Raw genomic sequence first — 17085 nt, 5'->3', positions numbered from 1 at the left:
CCGGGGCAAAACGCCTTAGTAAAGCCAGCACCGGAATTGTACGCAGAGTTGATCCAATCAGGCGACAGCCGGGATTTCGTCCCAGATCAGGCCCTGACCGGGCAAACGCGCGGCTTGTTCGGCCGTGCACAGGATCGGTCGCACTGCACCAGGTGTCTCGAAGAGGGTGCGCAGCAATGTGTTGGTCAACGAGTGGCCGGACTTGTCGCCGGTGAAACGACCCAGAATCGGACCGCCCGCGAGGTAGAGATCCCCCAACGCGTCCAGCATCTTGTGGCGCACAGCCTCATCTGCGCGACGGAACCCGCCCGGCGTCAGAACCTCGTTCCCCTGAACCACCACGGCGTTTTCTAGCGTGCCACCCAGGGCCAGACCGTTTTCGCGCATCGCTTCAACATCTATGCGACGGCAGAAGGTGCGGCAATCGCTGAGTTCCCGCGCAAACGATCCGTTGCGCATGTCCAGCGTTTTGGTCTGACGGCCAATGGCGCCATCTTCAAAGTCGATGTGGAAGTCAATGATCAGACCGTCCGCAGGCGCAATCGACGCACTGGCCCCCTCACGCGAGGCAGTAACGGGCTTGAGCACCTCATAGGCCAACACCGGGCTGGCCTGACGGCGCACACCCTTGGTCATGATCCCGCGTACAAATTCGATCGAAGACCCATCCATGATCGGCACTTCGGGACCGTCAATCTCGATCAGTGCGTTGTGAACACCACAACCCGCCAGCGCTGCCATGATATGTTCGACCGTCGATACCGACACACCCGCCTCGTTCACCAGACGCGTACACAGCGGGGTCCGCTCCACCACGTCGTAAATCGCAGGGATCAGCGCATTGCCCAGATCAATATCCGTCCGTTTGAACCAAATGCCATGACCGGCGGCTGCCGGTTTGAGAACCATGTTTGCAGGCTTGCCGCTGTGCAGCCCGACACCGGTAAACGTGATCGGAGATTTGAGCGTATGTTGCAATGTGGGCCTCGGTGAGTGGTGTCCGGCCTGCTTTAGCCGTGTTGGGCATTCAGTTAAGGAACGCAGGCGAAAGGCTCAACTCACTCTTTGTAACCGAATGAAACATGAATGTAACAGATCGGCAAAACCCTGCTTACATCAGGGCATGCTGTTGTTTTGAAATGAAAAAGGGCCGCCACTAGACGACCCTTTTTACGTATTTTGTTACCGCGATCAGTTGGCTTGACGGCGCAAGAAGGCCGGAATTTCGATCCGTTCCTGCTCGGGATCGGCCTGATCATGGGCCGGAGCCGTGGCGTCAGACTGGCGCATCACGGGCTGCTGACGCTGCGGTTGGGCCGGTGTATCCGCCGCATGACCGGTCATCCGGTCGATCAGACGGTTGAAGCCAAACCGCGGGCGATCCGCCTCGGATTGCGGCGCCGGAGCGGGCTGCGGACGCGATGCCATATGGCTGCGATCCCCCGTAGGGACGTTCTGTACAGCGGCTTGCAGACGCTGCAATGCTTCGGGCGACGGAGTGCCTGCTGCAGGCTGAGGCTGCGGCGCATAGCTTTCCGGAGCAGGCTCAACCGGCTCGGGCGTCGGCTCGAATTCGGCGACACGTGGCTGATAAGCCGGAGGCGGCAGGCCATCATCGTCCTGTTCAGCCTGAGGTTGGAAACGGGGCTCGGATGGCTCCTCTGTCGCCTCGAACAGCGACGGTTCACGCACGGGCTCGGCCTCAATCGGTTCGGCAACCGCTGCCGGGGCTTCTTCTTCAGCCGCTTCTTCTTCGGCTGAAACCGTGCGGGTCAGCGGAGCCGACATCGAACGGCGCGCAACCGGCACGTCCTCGGATTTCTCAGTGGCGTCGATGCCAGTGGCCACGACCGACACGCGCATGCCACCTTCCATTGCGGTATCCAGTGTCGAGCCGACGATGATGTTGGCCTCGGGGTCCACTTCCTCGCGGATGCGGTTGGCGGCTTCGTCCAGTTCGAACAGGGTCAGGTCGTGCGAGCCGGTGATGTTGATCAGCACGCCTTTGGCACCCCTGAGGCTGATCTCGTCCAGCAGCGGGTTGGCAATCGCCTTCTCGGCGGCTTGAACCGCGCGATCTTCGCCGGTGGCCTCGCCAGTGCCCATCATCGCCTTGCCCATCTCGTCCATCACGGCGCGCACATCGGCAAAATCGAGGTTGATCAAGCCCGGACGCACCATCAGGTCGGTTACGCCTTTAACGCCCTGATACAGAACGTCATCGGCCATCGAGAATGCCTCGGTGAATGTTGTCTTTTCATTCGCCAGACGGAACAGGTTCTGGTTCGGGATAATGATCAGCGTGTCGACAACCTTTTGCAGCGCCTCAACACCGTCTTCGGCCTGACGCATCCGCTTGGCCCCTTCGAACTGGAAGGGTTTGGTCACAACACCCACCGTCAGAACGCCCAGCTCACGCGCGGCCTGCGCGATGATCGGAGCCGCACCTGTACCGGTGCCGCCGCCCATACCGGCAGTGATGAAGCACATATGCGCGCCTGCCAGATGATCGACGATCTGCTCGATGCTCTCTTCGGCGGCAGCTGCGCCAACGGTCGGGCGCGCCCCTGCTCCCAGACCTTCGGTGACTTTCACGCCAAGCTGCACGCGTGCCGAGGATTGGCTTTGCTGCAAAGCTTGCGCATCAGTGTTGGCGACGACGAAATCCACGCCATCCAACTCTTTTTCAATCATATTATTGACGGCGTTACCACCTGCGCCGCCTACGCCAAATACCGTAATCCGAGGCTTCAGTTCATCGTGCCCGGGCATCGAAAGATTCAATGTCATACTTCTGTCCGCCTGTTTATATGCTCCGCCAACGCGGTGTTTTTCTTACCTATCCTTAAACAATCCTACCGACCGAAACCGCAAAGGTCACGCCAAAAATCGTCAGACTCCACAAAATATGGAGGAATTAAGGCATAATCCGCCGGTATTTCGTATTGTTTGCCAGATGTTGCGGAATGAACTCAATCCAGCACAAAGCATACCCCTGCCCAAGGGTCGCAGGCGGTTGCGCGGACTGCGATTGAATCGTTTTTTTAGGGTGCGGAAACCTGCTCGGGTCCTCGCATAGGGCCTCTGACGGGCCTTGTGGATATCTTGCTGGATTCGACGCCTCACCGCAAGGGAATTCTTCAACCAATAGGAGTACTTGGACAATTCAGACTGTCGTCCGAGATGCTACGCACCTCTTGAATTTCACCGTTCGTAATTTCCGCCAAACGCACCATCAGACGATCATTGTAGACAAACGGCCACCAACACACGGGGAGACCATCAGGATCGTCGTCATATAGGAAACAAACCTTACCATCAGGGGTGGTAATCTGACCGTAGACACAACCTCTACCCTCCATCCGCCAGACTGAGAGACTCGGACTCAGGAACTCTTCGGTGCCGACCAGGCCACCGCCGGGCAGAAGATGGAATCGGACCGTCTTGCCTTGCACTGCATCCAGAAACGCCTCGGGCGTTATCAGGGTCTGCGCGCGGACAGACGCCGGAATCGCGGCAACCAGCGCCGCGATCAGGAGTTTACCAATTGTCACGGAACCAGCGCACGGCGCGTTTGAACGGGCGTGCGGCATAGGTATCGACGGGAATCTCGAAATCCCACCATTCATCCTGCGGATGCGCCGCAAACAGGCTGAGCCCCACCACGGATGAGAATCCTGGCCCCGTCGCCGATTGCGGCAAGCCGTGTACGCGCAATGGGCGGCCCAAACGCACGCGCTGGCCCAGAATTCGAGTCGCCAGCCCATCCAGCCCCATGATCTGACTACCGCCACCGGTCAGAACGATCTGTTGGCTTGGCAGATGGTCGAACCCAGCGGCGTCCAGACGAATGCGGACTTCCTCGAGGATTTCTTCGACTCGGGGACGCATGATGCCGATCAACTCGGCCCGGCTGACGGTGCGGCGGTCATGTTCCCAATCGCCGGTATCGCCACCGATGTCGATCAGGTCGCGGTCATCTGCCCCGGTCGCGTGAACGCCGCCGTTGAAGGTCTTGATCCGTTCGGCCACATTCGCAGGTACGCCAAGACCCATCGAGATATCGCTGGTCACGTGATCCCCACCCATGCGCACGCAATCGGCGAAAATCATGTGCTTTTTCATGAAGATGGACACGCTGGTCGTGCCGCCGCCCATGTCGATACAGGCCGCGCCCAGCTCTTGCTCATCCTCGACCAGCGCAGAAATCCCCGACACATAGGCCGAGTTCGCAATCCCTGCCAGTTCCAAGTCACACCGCTTTATGCAGCGCACGATGTTCTGGATCGCAACCGCATCCACGGTCAGCATATGCATATCGACGGCCAGCGACTGCCCCATCTGGCCACGCGGATCAATCAAACCCGAGCGGTTGTCCAAGGCAAAATTCACAGGCTGCGCGTGCAACACTTCGCGGCCGGCACCATAGTCAGGGACATCGCAGGCGTTCAGCACCCGACCGACCTCGGCCTCGCTGACCACCTGCCCTTCCAGATCGACCTGCGCATCCAGACCGTAGGACCGAGGGTTCGCGCCAGAGAAACAGGCGATCACATGATCGACACGAATTTCAGCCATTTTCTGCGCCGCTTGCAGGGCGGTCCGAATGGCCCGTTCAGTTTCCTGCATTGCGGTGACTTCACCGAATTGCACCCCGCGTGACCGAGTCGTCGCCGCGCCGATCACCCGGAACCCGGTCTGGCCGGCCAGCGACCCGATCCCGCTATCTTCATGCAGACGACCAGCACCGTCGAACCGCAGCACAAGGCAGGAAATCTTCGAGCTGCCAACATCCAGAATGGCCACGACACCGCGCTGCATTGCCTGCCTGCGCATCTGCCGCATGGCCCGTTGGGACTGATAAAGATCGGTCATCATGGTCGTTACTGCCTGCTACTCACATCGGTTTTAGTGCCCCACCAGTCTTCGCTGGCGGCTTTGGTCATTCGTATCGTCGGACGCTGGCCGAGGCGCATGTCTACAACGGCCACGTCGCGTTCCAAAAGGTCCTGCACTTCGTTCACCGCCAACACATGCTCCAGCGCGCGCACGGGGCGTTCGGTGGGCAGCATGATGCGCTGGCCGCGATCCAGAACCAAATCCCAGCGACGCTCGCCTATGCGTACCAACCCGCGCACACGCGCGCCAAGGCTGCGAGCGGTTGTCAGAAGTTCGAGCGCCTCGTCGACATGCCCATCCGCGCCCTTACCTGCAATTAGCGGCAGATGCGCATGATCCTTGCGCGAGGCGATCCGCTCCACATGTGCGCCGGTTTCGTCCAGCAACTCGGTCCCGCTGCGGGTGCGCCAAACCACGACGGGCTGACGTTCGACCACATCCACCTGCAAGATACCGCCGGGGCGGATCCGAACGGTCGCAGATTTAACCGGATCAAGCCCGGTAATCGTGTCGCGGATCTGTTCGGCATCCAAGTCCCAGGAACTGATCGGAAAATCCAGCGGCACGACCTCGCGGATATCTTGGGACAGGTTGGTCCCTGCCCCGTCGATCGCCATAAGATTGACCATGAATTCCGGTCGCTGCTCGATCGAGGTCTTGATGTCGTTGACATAGGCCACAACGGCCTCGCGCCGATCTTCAGCACTGAAATAGAGCGTAGTGGCCGAGCAGATTGCAAATACAGGCAGGCCGTACTTCAACCCGCGCCGAATACTCGGTGTCAGCATCCAACGTTGTATCCGGTAGCTCAGCCGCGATGGCGCCGGATCAAACCTCTGCGATTTACGGCCAAACAGCTTAACCCCGCCCAGCCGCAGCTTGGGCTGCGTATCGTGCCGTTCGCCCGATGCAAAATCAGCATCAGGGCCGGACGGCTGCGTGGTCCGACGAATGACGGGGGCACGGGTGGCTCTTAGCGGTCGCATGAGGCGTCCTCCACCATCCAGGCGCAAAGCTGTCCGAAACTCATGCCACAATGCTCGGCCTGTTCGGGCACCAGCGAGGTCGGTGTCATGCCCGGCTGGGTGTTGGTTTCCAGCAGGAACAGACCGTCCGCACCCATGCTGTCATCCCAGCGGTAGTCGGTGCGGCTGACACCCCGACACCCCAAGGCACTATGGGCCTTCAGTGCATAGTCCATGCAGCGGTCAAAGATATCCTGCGGGATGTCGGCAGGCAGCACATGCCACGAGCCGCCGGGCTTGTACTTGGCGTCATAGTCATACCAGCCGCCATCGGTCATGATCTCGGTCACGGTCAAGGCGCGGTCGCCCATCACGGTAACAGTCAACTCGCGCCCTGCGATGTATTTCTCGACCATCACATGATCTGGCATGTCGTCGGACAGACGAGGCGGGCAATTCGCACCTTCCGAGACAATATAGATCCCAACGCTGGAACCTTCGTTGTTCGGTTTGGCCACATAGGGCGGCTCCATCGCGTGGGATGCCGCGACCTGTTGCTTGGGTAGGATCACGCTGGGAACGATCGGCAAGCCTTCGGTCTGGTAGATCTCTTTGCTGCGTTGTTTGTCCATCGCCAAGGCCGAGGCCAGCACCCCGGAATGCGTGTACGGAAGGCGCATCCATTCCAACAAGCCCTGCACACAGCCGTCTTCGCCCCAGCGCCCATGCAGCGCGTTGAAAACCACATCTGGCTTGATTTCCGACAGGCGCGCAGAAAGGTCGGGACCCGCGTCCAGTTCGACCACTTTAAAGCCTTCTCCCCTAAGGGCGGCTGCGCATTCGCGCCCGCTGCTGAGAGACACCTCGCGTTCCGCCGAGGGGCCGCCCATCAATACCGCCACTTTGGGGTGTGTCCTGCTCGACTTACCCACTTAGCGCCTCAATGTCTCCGGACCTTATGTGGTGGTCCGTACTGCGTTTATGCCTTTGATCCGTCGCCTGAATTTGCCTGTTTTGGTCTGACGGTTGGGGCTTTATTCTTTCAACGGATCTCCGACCCGCATGATTTCCCACTCTAGCGTGATGCCGCTTGTTTCGTAAACCTTTTTTCGCACCTCTTCGCCCAGACCTTCAAGGTCAGCGGCAGTGGCACCGCCAGCGTTGATCAGGAAATTGGAGTGCTTCTCGCTCATCTGTGCGCCACCTTTGGTGGCCCCGCGCATTCCGGCATCGTCGATCACTTTCCACGCCTTTAGATCATGCACGTCATCCGCCCGTCCGGTCGAGGAAAACCCAGCTGGGTTGCGAAAGGTCGAACCTGCGCTGCGGTCTTTTGTGGGTTGGGTCTCATCGCGTTTTTGCAATTGCGCCGCCATCCGGTCATGCAGCGCTTGTGGATCACCCGCGGGTCCCTCGAACGTGGCCGAAATCAGCACCGCCCCATCGGGCAAATCCGACTGCCGATAGCGGAAGTTCAGGTCCTGCGGCGTCAGGTCCACGACCTCGCCCTGGCGCGTGACAATGGTGGCTCTGCGCAGCACATCCGCCGTGTAGCTGCCATAGCAGCCCGCGTTCATCCGCACCGCCCCACCGACCGAGCCCGGAATGGTCCGCAAAAACGTGAGGTCCACCCCCGCATCTGCCGCTTTGCGCGCCACATGCGCATCCAGCGCCGCGGCACCTGCTGTAACGGTGTTACCTGCGATCTCGATCCCGTTGAACCCGCGCCCTAGCCGGATCACCACGGCGCGCAAGCCGCCATCCCGGACGATCAAGTTTGACCCAACACCCATGGGGAACACGTCGAAATCTGCGGGCAGGTCGCGCAGAAACCCTTTCAGATCGTCGATATCCGCAGGTTGGAACAAGTAATCTGCTGGACCGCCGACACGAAGCCATGTCAGGTCGTTCAACGCTCGGTTCTGGGTCACCTTGCCACGGGGTTCTGGAAGAGATGTCATTCGGGTTCCTTCGCGGATTTACTTCCTCCGCGCAAGCCGTATCTGTCACTGAGCCGAACCGAGCATCCGACGTATCCAGCGCCCCAGATAAATCACCGGCCAACGCAGCACGGACATACCCATCGCCAGCACCAACAGTCCGATCCACGGGCCGTTCTGCAAGGTGACATAGCCCAATATCGGAATCCCCACCGCAATCAGGACATAGGCGCGGGTCCAGTGGTTGTCTTTGCTGGGGATCATCGCCAGCACATTCGCGGCGATTCCCCACAACGCAGCCAGAGCGATTGACCAATTCATTCCTGAACCTCCTGCCCGGTCCAACGGTGCCAGTAGTGGCGGATCGGTCTACGGAACATGGATGCAAACCCCGCGAAGGCCAGCACTGAAACGAACCAGCCGAAATCATGGCCCAACCAGACGATCAGCGCAGGGGCACTGACGAACAGCACAACACCCGGCGGAAACTGCAGGCGCAACGGCAACATCGCCACGATGGTCGAGGCAATCACCCAAAGTCCCGCAAACACCACTGAATTTACCATGCGCCCCTCCGAGGACGTTGTTTCGCGGCTGCAAACGCTCAAATCAGTCGAGCGTCAAGTTGGTTCCCTGCGTCACACAGCTTGTTTACGTTGCAAACGGTCCGGCAAACCGTTGGCCCAGGCGCTGATTGTCCCGGCCCCGAGGCAAACGACCATGTCACCAGGGCGGGCTTGTTCGCGGACCAAACGTTCCAGATCGTTTTCATCCAGCAGAGCACGGGCGTGGCGGTGACCGTGGCGGATCAGGCCCTGCACCAGATCATCGCGGGATGCGCCCTCGATCGGGTCTTCACCCGCAGCGAAAATATCAGCGATTGCGACCACGTCGGCGTCGTTGAAACAGGTGCAGAAATCCTCGAACAGGTTCGACAGGCGCGAATAGCGGTGCGGTTGGTGAACGGCGATCACACGCCCATCACTGGCTTGGCGTGCGGCTTTCAGCACGGCGGCAATCTCAACCGGGTGGTGGCCATAGTCGTCGATGATGGTAACACCATCGACCTCGTCGACCTTGGTAAAGCGGCGATTGACGCCACCGAAATTGGCCAGAGCATCGCGGATTTCAGCGGTTTTCATGCCCAGATGGCGGGCCACAGCCACGGCGGACAAAGCGTTCGAGACATTGTGGTCGCCGGGCATAGGCAGTGTGCAGCCCTCGATCACCGTGTCTTCGTATTGAAGTTGGATATCAAAATGCGCGACGCCGCCCTTATAGGTCAGGTTCACGGCCCGCACATCGGCCTGCGCGTTGAACCCATAGGTGCGCACCCGGCGGTCGCTGATGCGGCCCACCAGCGTCTGCACCTCGGCGTGGTCGGTGCAGCACACAGCCAGACCATAGAAGGGCAGGTTCGAGACGAACTCGTAAAAGCCGTCCCGCAGCCGGTCGAAATCACCCCAATGCTCCATATGCTCCGGGTCGATATTGGTGACGATGGCAATGGTTGCAGGCAGGCGGTTGAACGAGCCGTCGGATTCGTCGGCCTCGACCACCATCCATTCACCCTGCCCCATTCGCGCGTTGGACCCATAGGCATGGATGATGCCACCATTGATCACGGTGGGGTCGAAATCGCCTGCCACCATAAGCTCGGCCATCATGGTGGTTGTGGTGGTCTTGCCATGAGTTCCGGCGATGGCGATGTTGGATTTCAGGCGCATCAACTCGGCCAGCATATCGGCGCGGCGCACCACCGGCAGGCCCTGCGCGCGGGCGCCGTCCAATTCAGGGTTACCCGGCTTGATCGCGGTGGAGACCACAACGACGGCTGCGTTTTCAAGGTTTTCGGCGCGCTGGCCCACGAAAATCTCGGCCCCCAGACCAGCTAGACGGTCGGTGATTTTGGAAGCTTTCAGGTCCGAGCCTTGCACCCGGTAGCCCAGATTCAGCAGCACCTCGGCAATGCCCGACATCCCAATTCCGCCGATGCCAACGAAGTGGATCGGCCCTACGTCTTGCGGCAGTTTGGTGGCTGGATTCATGGGGTCTCCTTTTGCGCCAGCTCTTCGACAAGGTGAACCAGACGCTCGGTCGCGTCCGGGGCTCCGGTCGATAGGGCGGCACGGGCCATCTTTTGTGCGGCCTCGGGGTTTGTCAGAACGGCGGTGATTTGCTCGGTCAGCGCGGCAACGTCAAGCAGGTTTTCGGGGATCATGATCGCGCCACCCGCCTGCACCAGCCCGCGCGCATTGGCGGTTTGATGGTCGCCCGCAGCGGCGGCAAAGGGGACAAGGATCGAGGGTCTCCCGATGACCGAGATATCGGCCACACTGGACGCGCCCGAGCGGCTGATTACCAGCTGCGCATCCGACATCCGCCGGGGGACATCATCGAAAAAGGGTAGAACCTCGGCCCTGATGCCATGGTCGGCGTAAAACGCGGTGACGCGTTCGCCGTCTTCGTCGCGGGCCTGATGCGCCACGCGGATATAGGCACGCAGGTCTTCCGGCAGCGCCGCAAGCGCGCCGGGCACCACATCACTGAGGATACGCGCACCCTGGCTGCCACCCATCACCAGAACTGACATCGGGTAGTCTCCGGGCGGGATATAGCCTGCCGCGGCACGTTCCAGCACCGCGCCGCGCACCGGGTTTCCGGTATGGACGCCCTTTGCGCCGTCGGGCAAATCCGTGGGCCAGACCCCGCAGGCCACCTGCGCCACGCGCTTGGCAAACAGCTGGTTCACCCGACCCAACACGCCGTTCTGCTCATGGATCATGCGCGGAATGTTCAGCAGCGTCGCGGCCCCCAGCGCCGGGATCGAAGGATAGCCACCGAAGCCAACCACCACGTCCGGGCGGTCGCGCATCATTTGCATCGCCATGCTGGTCACGCCGCCCGCGATCTTTGGCCCGACCAGCGCCTTGGCCGCCAGCCCGCCACGCGCGAAAGTGGCCGAAGTCGCCTCAACAATCTCGGTCGAATGCGGAAAGCCGCCGGTATAGCGCGCACCGCGCGCATCAGTGGACAGGCGCACCCGCCAGCCTTTCTGCAGCATCGCCTCGGCCAGCGCCTGCGCGGGGAACATGTGCCCCCCGGTGCCGCCTGCCGCGATCAGAAGATAAGGCATCAGCCGCGACCGCGTAGAATGTCACCCAGCTCACCCTGCGGGCGGGTTCGGGTGAAGGCCAGCAACATGCCCACGGCGATGCCGCCCGCAATCAGGGACGAGCCGCCATAACTGACGAACGGCAGCGTCATGCCCTTGGCGGGCAACAAGCGCACCGCCACGCCCATGTTGATCATCGCCTGAACGCCGAACATGCAGGCCAGACCGGTGCCTGCCAGACGGATGAACATGTCACGCTCGCGCATCAACCGCAGCAGCGAGCGCACGACGATCAGCGAATAAAGCGCGATGATGATCAGCACCAGGATCAGCCCATACTCCTCGGCCGCGACAGCGATGATGAAATCGGTATGCGCATCGGGCAAGGACCACTTCACCTGCCCCTCCCCCACGCCAACGCCGAACAGACCGCCTTCGCGGATCGCGTTGGTGGCATAGCCAAGCTGCGTGGTCGGATCGACCTCTTGGTTCAGGAAACCGTCAATGCGGCGGGCAAAGTGTTCGGAATTCGAATAGGCGAACATCCCGCCCAACACGACGGCCCCCGCCATGCCGACCAGCAACAGCATCGGCGCACCGGCGACGAAATACATCACGCCCCAGCCAAACAGGATAAGGCAGGCCTGCCCGAAATCCGGTTGCAGCACCAGCATAGCCACAATCGCCATACAGAGCGCAAAGGACCACAATCGCCCCGGAGGGCCGTTAATCTCTTGCGAAGCCGCAAGCAGCCACGCGGCGACAACGATGAAGCCGGGCTTCAGAAACTCAGAAGGTTGCAACGAGGCAAATCCCAGCGAATACCAGCGCACCGCGCCCTTGCCGAAATCGGTCCCGAAGACCGGCAGGAAAGCCAGCGCCACAAACGCGCCCAGAAAACCCAGTACCGCCAAACGTCGCACCAGTGTGGGCGACATCATCGAGGTCAGCAGCATCGCCACCAGCGCCAACCCGCCAAAGAGCGCCTGCCGTTCGACATAGTGGAACGGATCGAACCCGTTGCGCCCAGCCAGCGGCGGCGATGAAGCCAGCCCCAGCAACAAGCCAATGACAAACAGGATCAAAACGCAGGACATGGTCCAGCGATCAATCGTGCGCCACCACTTTGGTAGAATCGGTTCGCCGCGCGTGTCCTGGACCGCGCCATACACCATCTCAGTCATGAGATACCGCCACTCTCTGCCTCGTTCACGCCCCGTTTTCGGGGTCTGATTGAGACTCTACAGCGGTTTTGCCGTTTGGGCTAGGGAAATAAGGGAAAGATAGGAAAATCTCCGCTTAGCGCGGAGACGCCAGCAGATCGGCAAAACGACCAATGTCACAGCCTTGGCTTGGGTGCCGCGGGCTGGTCGGAATCGCCCGAATTCGGCTCTCCCTTCGGTTCGATCAGCAGCACCTTGACCTCGCGCTCTGCACGCGGACGGTGCACGACACCTGTGGGAACCACAAAGATCTCTCCGGCCCGCACGGTTTGCGAGGGCTGGCCTTCGATATCCATGATCATCTCACCCTCGAGCACCAGAAAGAAATCATCGGTGGTGTCATGTTTGTGGAACGGAAACTCGCCCTGGAATTTCACCACCATGACATCATTCTGGTTGTAGTCTGCGACGACGTGCGGGTCCCAATGTGTTGAGAATTGCGCCAGCTTTTCTTGCAGGTTGATCGGGTTCATTTCGGTTCCATCCGGAGTGCGATGACAGGGAAATATCCCATATCATTCGAGAACTCGCAGGCGATTTGCAAGCCTGCACGGATCAACACAGCGTATGGGGCCTTGTCTTTCGCCCTGATCCAAGCCATCCCCCGCGCATGAGCTATGACACGATCATCCTGGGTGCCGGTGCTGCTGGCATGATGTGCGCGGCCAATTGTGGCGGGCGGGTTCTGGTGATCGACCACGCCAAAGCGCCGGGTGAGAAGATCCGCATCTCGGGCGGTGGGCGATGCAATTTCACCAATATGCATGCGGGGCCGGGCAATTTCCTGTCGCAGAACCCTCATTTCTGCAAATCCGCGCTGGCACGTTACACGCAGTGGGATTTCGTTGATCTGGTTGGTCGCCATGGCATCGCATGGCACGAGAAAACGCTGGGGCAGTTGTTTTGCGACGGCTCGTCGAAGCAGATCATCCAGATGTTGCTGGATGAGATGGCGCGCGCCGGGGCCGAGCTGTGGGTGCAAACTAGTCTTCGCGATCTGCGCAAGACCGAAGCTGAGTTCGCGTTGGAGGTCGAGCGGGAAGGCCAGCGTCACGACCTGACCTGCCGCAATCTGGTGCTGGCTACCGGTGGCAAGTCCATCCCCAAGATGGGCGCGACCGGGCTGGCCTATGACATCGCGCGACAATTCGGCCTGCGGGTCACGGATACCCGCGCGGCGCTGGTGCCCTTCACCTTCTCGGATGGCCGGTTCAAAGAGCTGTCAGGCGTGTCCGTACCTGCGCGCCTGTCGAACGCGCGCACCAGCTTTGATGAGGCGTTGTTGTTCACCCATCGTGGCCTCAGCGGACCGTCAGTGCTGCAACTGTCGTCCTATTGGCGTGAAGGCGAGGCGATCTGCGTCAACCTGATCCCGGGCTTGCCCCTGTTCGACCTGCTACGCGATCAGCGTCAGGTCGGAGGGCGCAAGGCCCTGACCACCGAACTGGCACGCCACCTGCCCGCGCGATTGGTGGAGTACCTGAAGCACCACATTCCGATGAGCGGAAACTTGGCCGATCAGTCCGACGCCGCCCTGACCGATCTCACAGCGGCTCTGTCCGACTGGCCCCTGACTCCGTCGGGCACCGAAGGCTATCGCACCGCCGAGGTCACATTGGGTGGGATCGACACAGATGATCTGTCGTCCAAAACAATGGAGGCCAGGGATGTCCCCGGCCTCTATGCGATTGGTGAAGCGGTGGATGTCACAGGGTGGCTGGGCGGCTATAACTTCCAGTGGGCGTGGTCCTCGGGCCACGCGGCCGCAACGGCTATCGCAGGGCGATAACCGTCACTTCAGTTTGCGCCGATTTAGCCGACGACTGCATAGCCACGGTTGCGCATGCAGTTGCGCACGATGACTTCCTGGTTCTGAGTATTGCTGATCGCGCTGGCCCCTGCCCCGACAATGGCACCAGCAACTGCCGCGCGGCCAAGATCACTGGCGCTGTCGTCGATGATAGCCTTGGTGCCTGCGACACCTGCAGCGCCAATCGCCGCAGCCCCTGCCGTGTTACCATCCACCACCGGTTGCGACCGGGCCAGCGCCTGACATTGGGCCAGATCCGCGTTGTAGTTCGGACCCACGGGCCCATCGACCACGGGCTGGTAATTGGCACCCACATTGGTGCAAGCCCCCGCAACAAGCAGAGCGGGCAGGATTAAAGAGACTTTACGGTAGGACATAATCTTAACCTCACATTGAATTTGGTGGCACGCAAAACCAAAAATGCTGGTGCGTCAAGCAGATGGCACCGCAGCTTGGCGCAACCGGCGGTCTATTGCAAATCCTTAGTCCGCCAGCCGCTTCTGAACCTCAGCCGTGAAGTCATCGCCACGTTTTTCAAAGTTGTCATATTGGTCGAAGCTGGCCGCCGCCGGGGCCAACAAGACCGTCTCACCCGGTTGGGCATCGGCGAAGGCCTGCGCCACGGCTGCGCCCATGGTGGTGCAAACCTGCGCCTCAGTCTCAAGCTGCATGGCAAAACCAGCAGCCTCACGCCCGATGACGTAGGCTTTGACAACATGGTCTTTCGCGCCTTTTAGGGCATCGAGCCCGCCCTCCTTCTCAAGCCCGCCGCAAATCCAGCGAATCTTCTTGAACGCGCGCAACGCCTTGAGCGCACTGTCCACATTGGTGGCCTTCGAGTCGTTCACATAGGTCACACCATTCACTTCGGCGATGATCTGACTACGATGCGGCAAGCCCGGATAGCTGTGTAGCGCATCTTCGATCACGCGCGGGGCCAGCCCCAACGCGCGGCACGCTGCATAGGCGGCACAGGCGTTTTGATGGTTATGGGCACCCGGCAGACCCTTGATCTCACGCAGGTCAATCGCGCCGGTTTGGCGGCCTTTGCGGTATTCCGAAAGAAACCCCTTGCGCGCAAAAAACTGCCACCCCGGCCCCGTCAGCTTGCGCGTGACCGAAATCCGCATGACCCGGTCATCCGCGGGCCCCTCGGCCAGTTGGCCTGCCAGAAACGTACCTTCTTTCTCATCCACTCCGATCACCGCGCGGTCGGGCCCGCCTTCGGCGAACAGGCGGCGCTTGGCCGCGAAATAGCCGCCCATCCCGCCATGCCGATCAAGATGATCGGGCGACAGGTTGGTAAAAACCGCCACATCCGGCGTCAGCGCACGCGCCAGTTCGGTCTGATAGCTCGACAGTTCCAGCACGACGACCGAGCCATCGCCCCCGGGCTCGATATCCAGCACACCGCGTCCGATATTGCCCGCCAGTTGCGTTTCTCGCCCGGCCGCAGTCAGAATATGATGGATCAGCGCGGCGGTCGTTGATTTACCGTTTGACCCGGTGACCGCTATGACCCGCGGAGGGATGTCGTAATTGTTCCACTCCGGCCCGGCGAAAGACCGAAAAAACAGGCCGATATCATTGTCCACCGGCACTCCGGCCTCCAATGCCGCCGCAACAACCGGGTTCGGCTCAGGGTAGAGATGCGGAATGCCGGGGGAAACGATCAGGCTCACGATATCGTCAAACGCACCTTGCCGCCGCAGATCAGCGCAAGTGAACCCCTCGGCTTCGGCCTTTTCTCGGGCTGCTGGGTTGTCATCCCAACAGATCGGTTCAGCCTTCCCGGCCCGCAGGGCCCGCGCGGTCGCCAACCCGGATCGCCCCAGCCCCAGAACTGCAATTTTCTGTCCTGAACACCCTTTGACCGGGATCATGCCGCCCACCTTCTTCTGCCGCCAAATGCGCCGCCACACTGCGCAGAAGAAACCAGCATTGGCAAGAGACGCAAAAGGCTCGCGCGTCAGCGCGAGCCGGGCCCAACTGGTGGCAGGCGGGCCGCAGGCCCTCCGAACCAGGCGGGAGCGTTACCGGACCTTCAGCGTCGCCAACCCGATCATCGCCAGGATCAGCGAGATGATCCAGAACCGGATCACAATCGTCGGCTCAGCCCAGCCTTTTTTCTCATAGTGATGATGGATCGGCGCCATCAAAAACACCCGTCGCCCGGTCCGTTTGAAATACAGCACTTGAATGATAACACTCAGCGCCTCGACCACGAACAGGCCGCCAACAACAGCCAGCACCAGTTCGTGCTTCGTGGCCACCGCTATCGCCCCCAAAGCACCGCCCAAGGCCAACGACCCCGTGTCACCCATGAACACCGCCGCCGGGGGTGCATTGTACCACAGGAACCCAAGTCCCGCGCCGAAGAGCGCCGAGGTAAAGATAAAAATCTCGCCAGTCCCCGGCACATAATGCACGTCCAGATATTCGGTAAAGTCGACCCGCCCAACCGCATAGGCAATCACACCCAAAGTCGAGGCTGCAATCATCGCAGGCATAATCGCCAACCCGTCCAGCCCGTCGGTCAGGTTCACCGCATTCGCAGCCCCCACGATCACAACAATCGCAAACGGGATATAGAAAATACCCAGATTAACCAGCGTATCCTTGAACACCGGCACCGCCAATTGGTTCTGCAACGCCTCTGGGTGGTGCAGCGTTGCCCAGCCCGAAGCCAAAACCGCAATCAGTATACCCAAAGCCAGTCGCATCTTGCCCGACACGCCCTTGGTGTTCTGCTTGGAGACCTTGGCATAGTCATCCGCAAAGCCAATCGCCGCATAGCCCAGTGTCACGAACAAAACCATCCACACATAGGGGTTGTCCCACCGCGCCCAGACCAGCGTCGACGTGACCAGAGCACCCACGATCAGCAAGCCCCCCATCGTTGGCGTTCCCGCCTTGGAAAAATGCCCCTCGGGACCATCGTCACGGATCGGCTGACCCTTGCCCTGCTTGCGACGCAGCACATTGATCAGCGGTTTGCCGAAGATAAACCCAAAGATCAGCGCTGTCATAAAGGCACCACCCGCACGGAAGGTGATATAGCGAAAGAGGTTAAAGAAATCCCCGCCATCCGATAGGCCGGTCAACCAATAGAGCATCCTAGTACCTTTCTGAT

Annotated in this window: 17 protein-coding genes; 1 reads left to right on the top strand and 16 read right to left on the bottom strand. The window is 60.5% G+C overall.

The genetic code is table 11. From position 1 onward, the window contains the following. Positions 1-57: 57 nt before the first annotated feature. The 13 genes from lpxC to ACR0CA_RS09945 form a co-directional block, all read right to left on the bottom strand. On the bottom strand, positions 58-978 hold the full coding sequence (gene lpxC / locus ACR0CA_RS10005; RefSeq protein ID WP_170769222.1) for a UDP-3-O-acyl-N-acetylglucosamine deacetylase: 921 nt from the start codon (positions 976-978) through the stop codon (positions 58-60). 213 nt (positions 979-1191) lie between these two features. Beyond that, positions 1192-2790, bottom strand: a complete 1599-nt coding sequence (gene ftsZ, locus ACR0CA_RS10000; RefSeq protein WP_170769221.1) for a cell division protein FtsZ — start codon at positions 2788-2790, stop codon at positions 1192-1194. A 350-nt stretch (positions 2791-3140) separates the two neighbouring features. Beyond that, positions 3141-3554, bottom strand: coding sequence for a hypothetical protein (locus ACR0CA_RS09995; RefSeq protein WP_331252066.1), 414 nt, complete (start codon positions 3552-3554; stop codon positions 3141-3143). After that, positions 3541-4875, bottom strand: coding sequence for a cell division protein FtsA (gene ftsA, locus ACR0CA_RS09990; protein WP_170769828.1), 1335 nt, complete (start codon positions 4873-4875; stop codon positions 3541-3543). Before ftsA ends, ACR0CA_RS09995 begins: the two co-directional genes overlap by 14 nt. A gap of 8 nt (positions 4876-4883) precedes the next feature. Further along, positions 4884-5885 (bottom strand): cell division protein FtsQ/DivIB, encoded by a 1002-nt coding sequence (locus ACR0CA_RS09985; RefSeq protein ID WP_480898710.1) that lies wholly within the window; start codon positions 5883-5885, stop codon positions 4884-4886. Further along, positions 5873-6796, bottom strand: a complete 924-nt coding sequence (locus tag ACR0CA_RS09980) for a D-alanine--D-alanine ligase (RefSeq protein WP_480898708.1) — start codon at positions 6794-6796, stop codon at positions 5873-5875. The genes ACR0CA_RS09985 and ACR0CA_RS09980 overlap by 13 nt, the downstream gene beginning before the upstream one ends. A 102-nt stretch (positions 6797-6898) precedes the next feature. Beyond that, positions 6899-7825, bottom strand: a complete 927-nt coding sequence (murB, locus tag ACR0CA_RS09975; protein WP_480898706.1) for a UDP-N-acetylmuramate dehydrogenase — start codon at positions 7823-7825, stop codon at positions 6899-6901. Between the two features lie 45 nt (positions 7826-7870). Then, complete coding sequence (locus tag ACR0CA_RS09970; RefSeq protein ID WP_170784125.1) at positions 7871-8125, bottom strand: DUF2484 family protein; 255 nt, start codon at positions 8123-8125, stop codon at positions 7871-7873. Continuing rightward, positions 8122-8370: a DUF2484 family protein gene (locus ACR0CA_RS09965; protein WP_170769215.1), complete on the bottom strand. Its 249-nt coding sequence runs from the start codon at positions 8368-8370 to the stop codon at positions 8122-8124. The genes ACR0CA_RS09970 and ACR0CA_RS09965 overlap by 4 nt, the downstream gene beginning before the upstream one ends. A gap of 72 nt (positions 8371-8442) precedes the next feature. Next, a complete protein-coding gene (murC, locus tag ACR0CA_RS09960) occupies positions 8443-9852 on the bottom strand; it encodes a UDP-N-acetylmuramate--L-alanine ligase (RefSeq protein WP_480898703.1) in 1410 nt (469 codons plus the stop codon). Next, entirely contained in the window at positions 9849-10940 is a 1092-nt protein-coding gene (locus tag ACR0CA_RS09955) for a UDP-N-acetylglucosamine--N-acetylmuramyl-(pentapeptide) pyrophosphoryl-undecaprenol N-acetylglucosamine transferase (RefSeq protein ID WP_170352555.1), read from the bottom strand. Before ACR0CA_RS09955 ends, murC begins: the two co-directional genes overlap by 4 nt. Next, positions 10940-12103, bottom strand: coding sequence for a putative lipid II flippase FtsW (gene ftsW / locus ACR0CA_RS09950; RefSeq protein WP_170788327.1), 1164 nt, complete (start codon positions 12101-12103; stop codon positions 10940-10942). Before ftsW ends, ACR0CA_RS09955 begins: the two co-directional genes overlap by 1 nt. Positions 12104-12258: 155 nt before the next feature. Then, complete coding sequence (locus tag ACR0CA_RS09945) at positions 12259-12615, bottom strand: cupin domain-containing protein (protein WP_170784119.1); 357 nt, start codon at positions 12613-12615, stop codon at positions 12259-12261. Positions 12616-12752: 137 nt separating this feature from the next. Here ACR0CA_RS09945 and ACR0CA_RS09940 point away from each other — a divergent pair, with 137 nt between their 5' ends. Then, on the top strand, positions 12753-13931 hold the full coding sequence (locus ACR0CA_RS09940; protein ID WP_480898700.1) for a BaiN/RdsA family NAD(P)/FAD-dependent oxidoreductase: 1179 nt from the start codon (positions 12753-12755) through the stop codon (positions 13929-13931). A 23-nt stretch (positions 13932-13954) separates the two neighbouring features. Here ACR0CA_RS09940 and ACR0CA_RS09935 read toward each other — a convergent pair whose 3' ends face one another. The 3 genes from ACR0CA_RS09935 to mraY all read right to left on the bottom strand — a co-directional run bounded on the left by ACR0CA_RS09935 (position 13955) and on the right by mraY (position 17068). Continuing rightward, a complete protein-coding gene (locus tag ACR0CA_RS09935) occupies positions 13955-14329 on the bottom strand; it encodes a glycine zipper family protein (protein ID WP_480549423.1) in 375 nt (124 codons plus the stop codon). Between the two features lie 105 nt (positions 14330-14434). Further along, positions 14435-15835, bottom strand: a complete 1401-nt coding sequence (gene murD / locus ACR0CA_RS09930; RefSeq protein ID WP_480898697.1) for a UDP-N-acetylmuramoyl-L-alanine--D-glutamate ligase — start codon at positions 15833-15835, stop codon at positions 14435-14437. Positions 15836-15985: 150 nt separating this feature from the next. Continuing rightward, positions 15986-17068, bottom strand: coding sequence for a phospho-N-acetylmuramoyl-pentapeptide-transferase (gene mraY, locus ACR0CA_RS09925; protein WP_170769207.1), 1083 nt, complete (start codon positions 17066-17068; stop codon positions 15986-15988). Between the last annotated feature and the right edge of the window lie 17 nt (positions 17069-17085).

It is taken from the genome of Ruegeria sp. F12, from assembly GCF_056533885.1.
This window is presented reverse-complemented; position numbering and strand designations above follow the sequence as displayed.

Bases quoted from the DNA above. Each gene is read 5' to 3' on its own strand.
- ftsW (WP_170788327.1), bottom strand. From the start codon at position 12,103: ATGACTGAGATGGTGTATGGCGCGGTCCAGGACACGCGCGGCGAACCG.
- murB (WP_480898706.1), bottom strand. From the start codon at position 7,825: ATGACATCTCTTCCAGAACCCCGTGGCAAGGTGACCCAGAACCGAGCG.
- ACR0CA_RS09955 (WP_170352555.1), bottom strand. From the start codon at position 10,940: ATGCCTTATCTTCTGATCGCGGCAGGCGGCACCGGGGGGCACATGTTC.
- ACR0CA_RS09935 (WP_480549423.1), bottom strand. From the start codon at position 14,329: ATGTCCTACCGTAAAGTCTCTTTAATCCTGCCCGCTCTGCTTGTTGCG.
- murC (WP_480898703.1), bottom strand. From the start codon at position 9,852: ATGAATCCAGCCACCAAACTGCCGCAAGACGTAGGGCCGATCCACTTC.
- mraY (WP_170769207.1), bottom strand. From the start codon at position 17,068: ATGCTCTATTGGTTGACCGGCCTATCGGATGGCGGGGATTTCTTTAAC.
- ACR0CA_RS09965 (WP_170769215.1), bottom strand. From the start codon at position 8,370: ATGGTAAATTCAGTGGTGTTTGCGGGACTTTGGGTGATTGCCTCGACC.
- murD (WP_480898697.1), bottom strand. From the start codon at position 15,835: ATGATCCCGGTCAAAGGGTGTTCAGGACAGAAAATTGCAGTTCTGGGG.
- ACR0CA_RS09945 (WP_170784119.1), bottom strand. From the start codon at position 12,615: ATGAACCCGATCAACCTGCAAGAAAAGCTGGCGCAATTCTCAACACAT.
- ACR0CA_RS09985 (WP_480898710.1), bottom strand. From the start codon at position 5,885: ATGCGACCGCTAAGAGCCACCCGTGCCCCCGTCATTCGTCGGACCACG.
- ftsZ (WP_170769221.1), bottom strand. From the start codon at position 2,790: ATGACATTGAATCTTTCGATGCCCGGGCACGATGAACTGAAGCCTCGG.
- ftsA (WP_170769828.1), bottom strand. From the start codon at position 4,875: ATGACCGATCTTTATCAGTCCCAACGGGCCATGCGGCAGATGCGCAGG.
- ACR0CA_RS09970 (WP_170784125.1), bottom strand. From the start codon at position 8,125: ATGAATTGGTCAATCGCTCTGGCTGCGTTGTGGGGAATCGCCGCGAAT.
- ACR0CA_RS09940 (WP_480898700.1), top strand. From the start codon at position 12,753: ATGAGCTATGACACGATCATCCTGGGTGCCGGTGCTGCTGGCATGATG.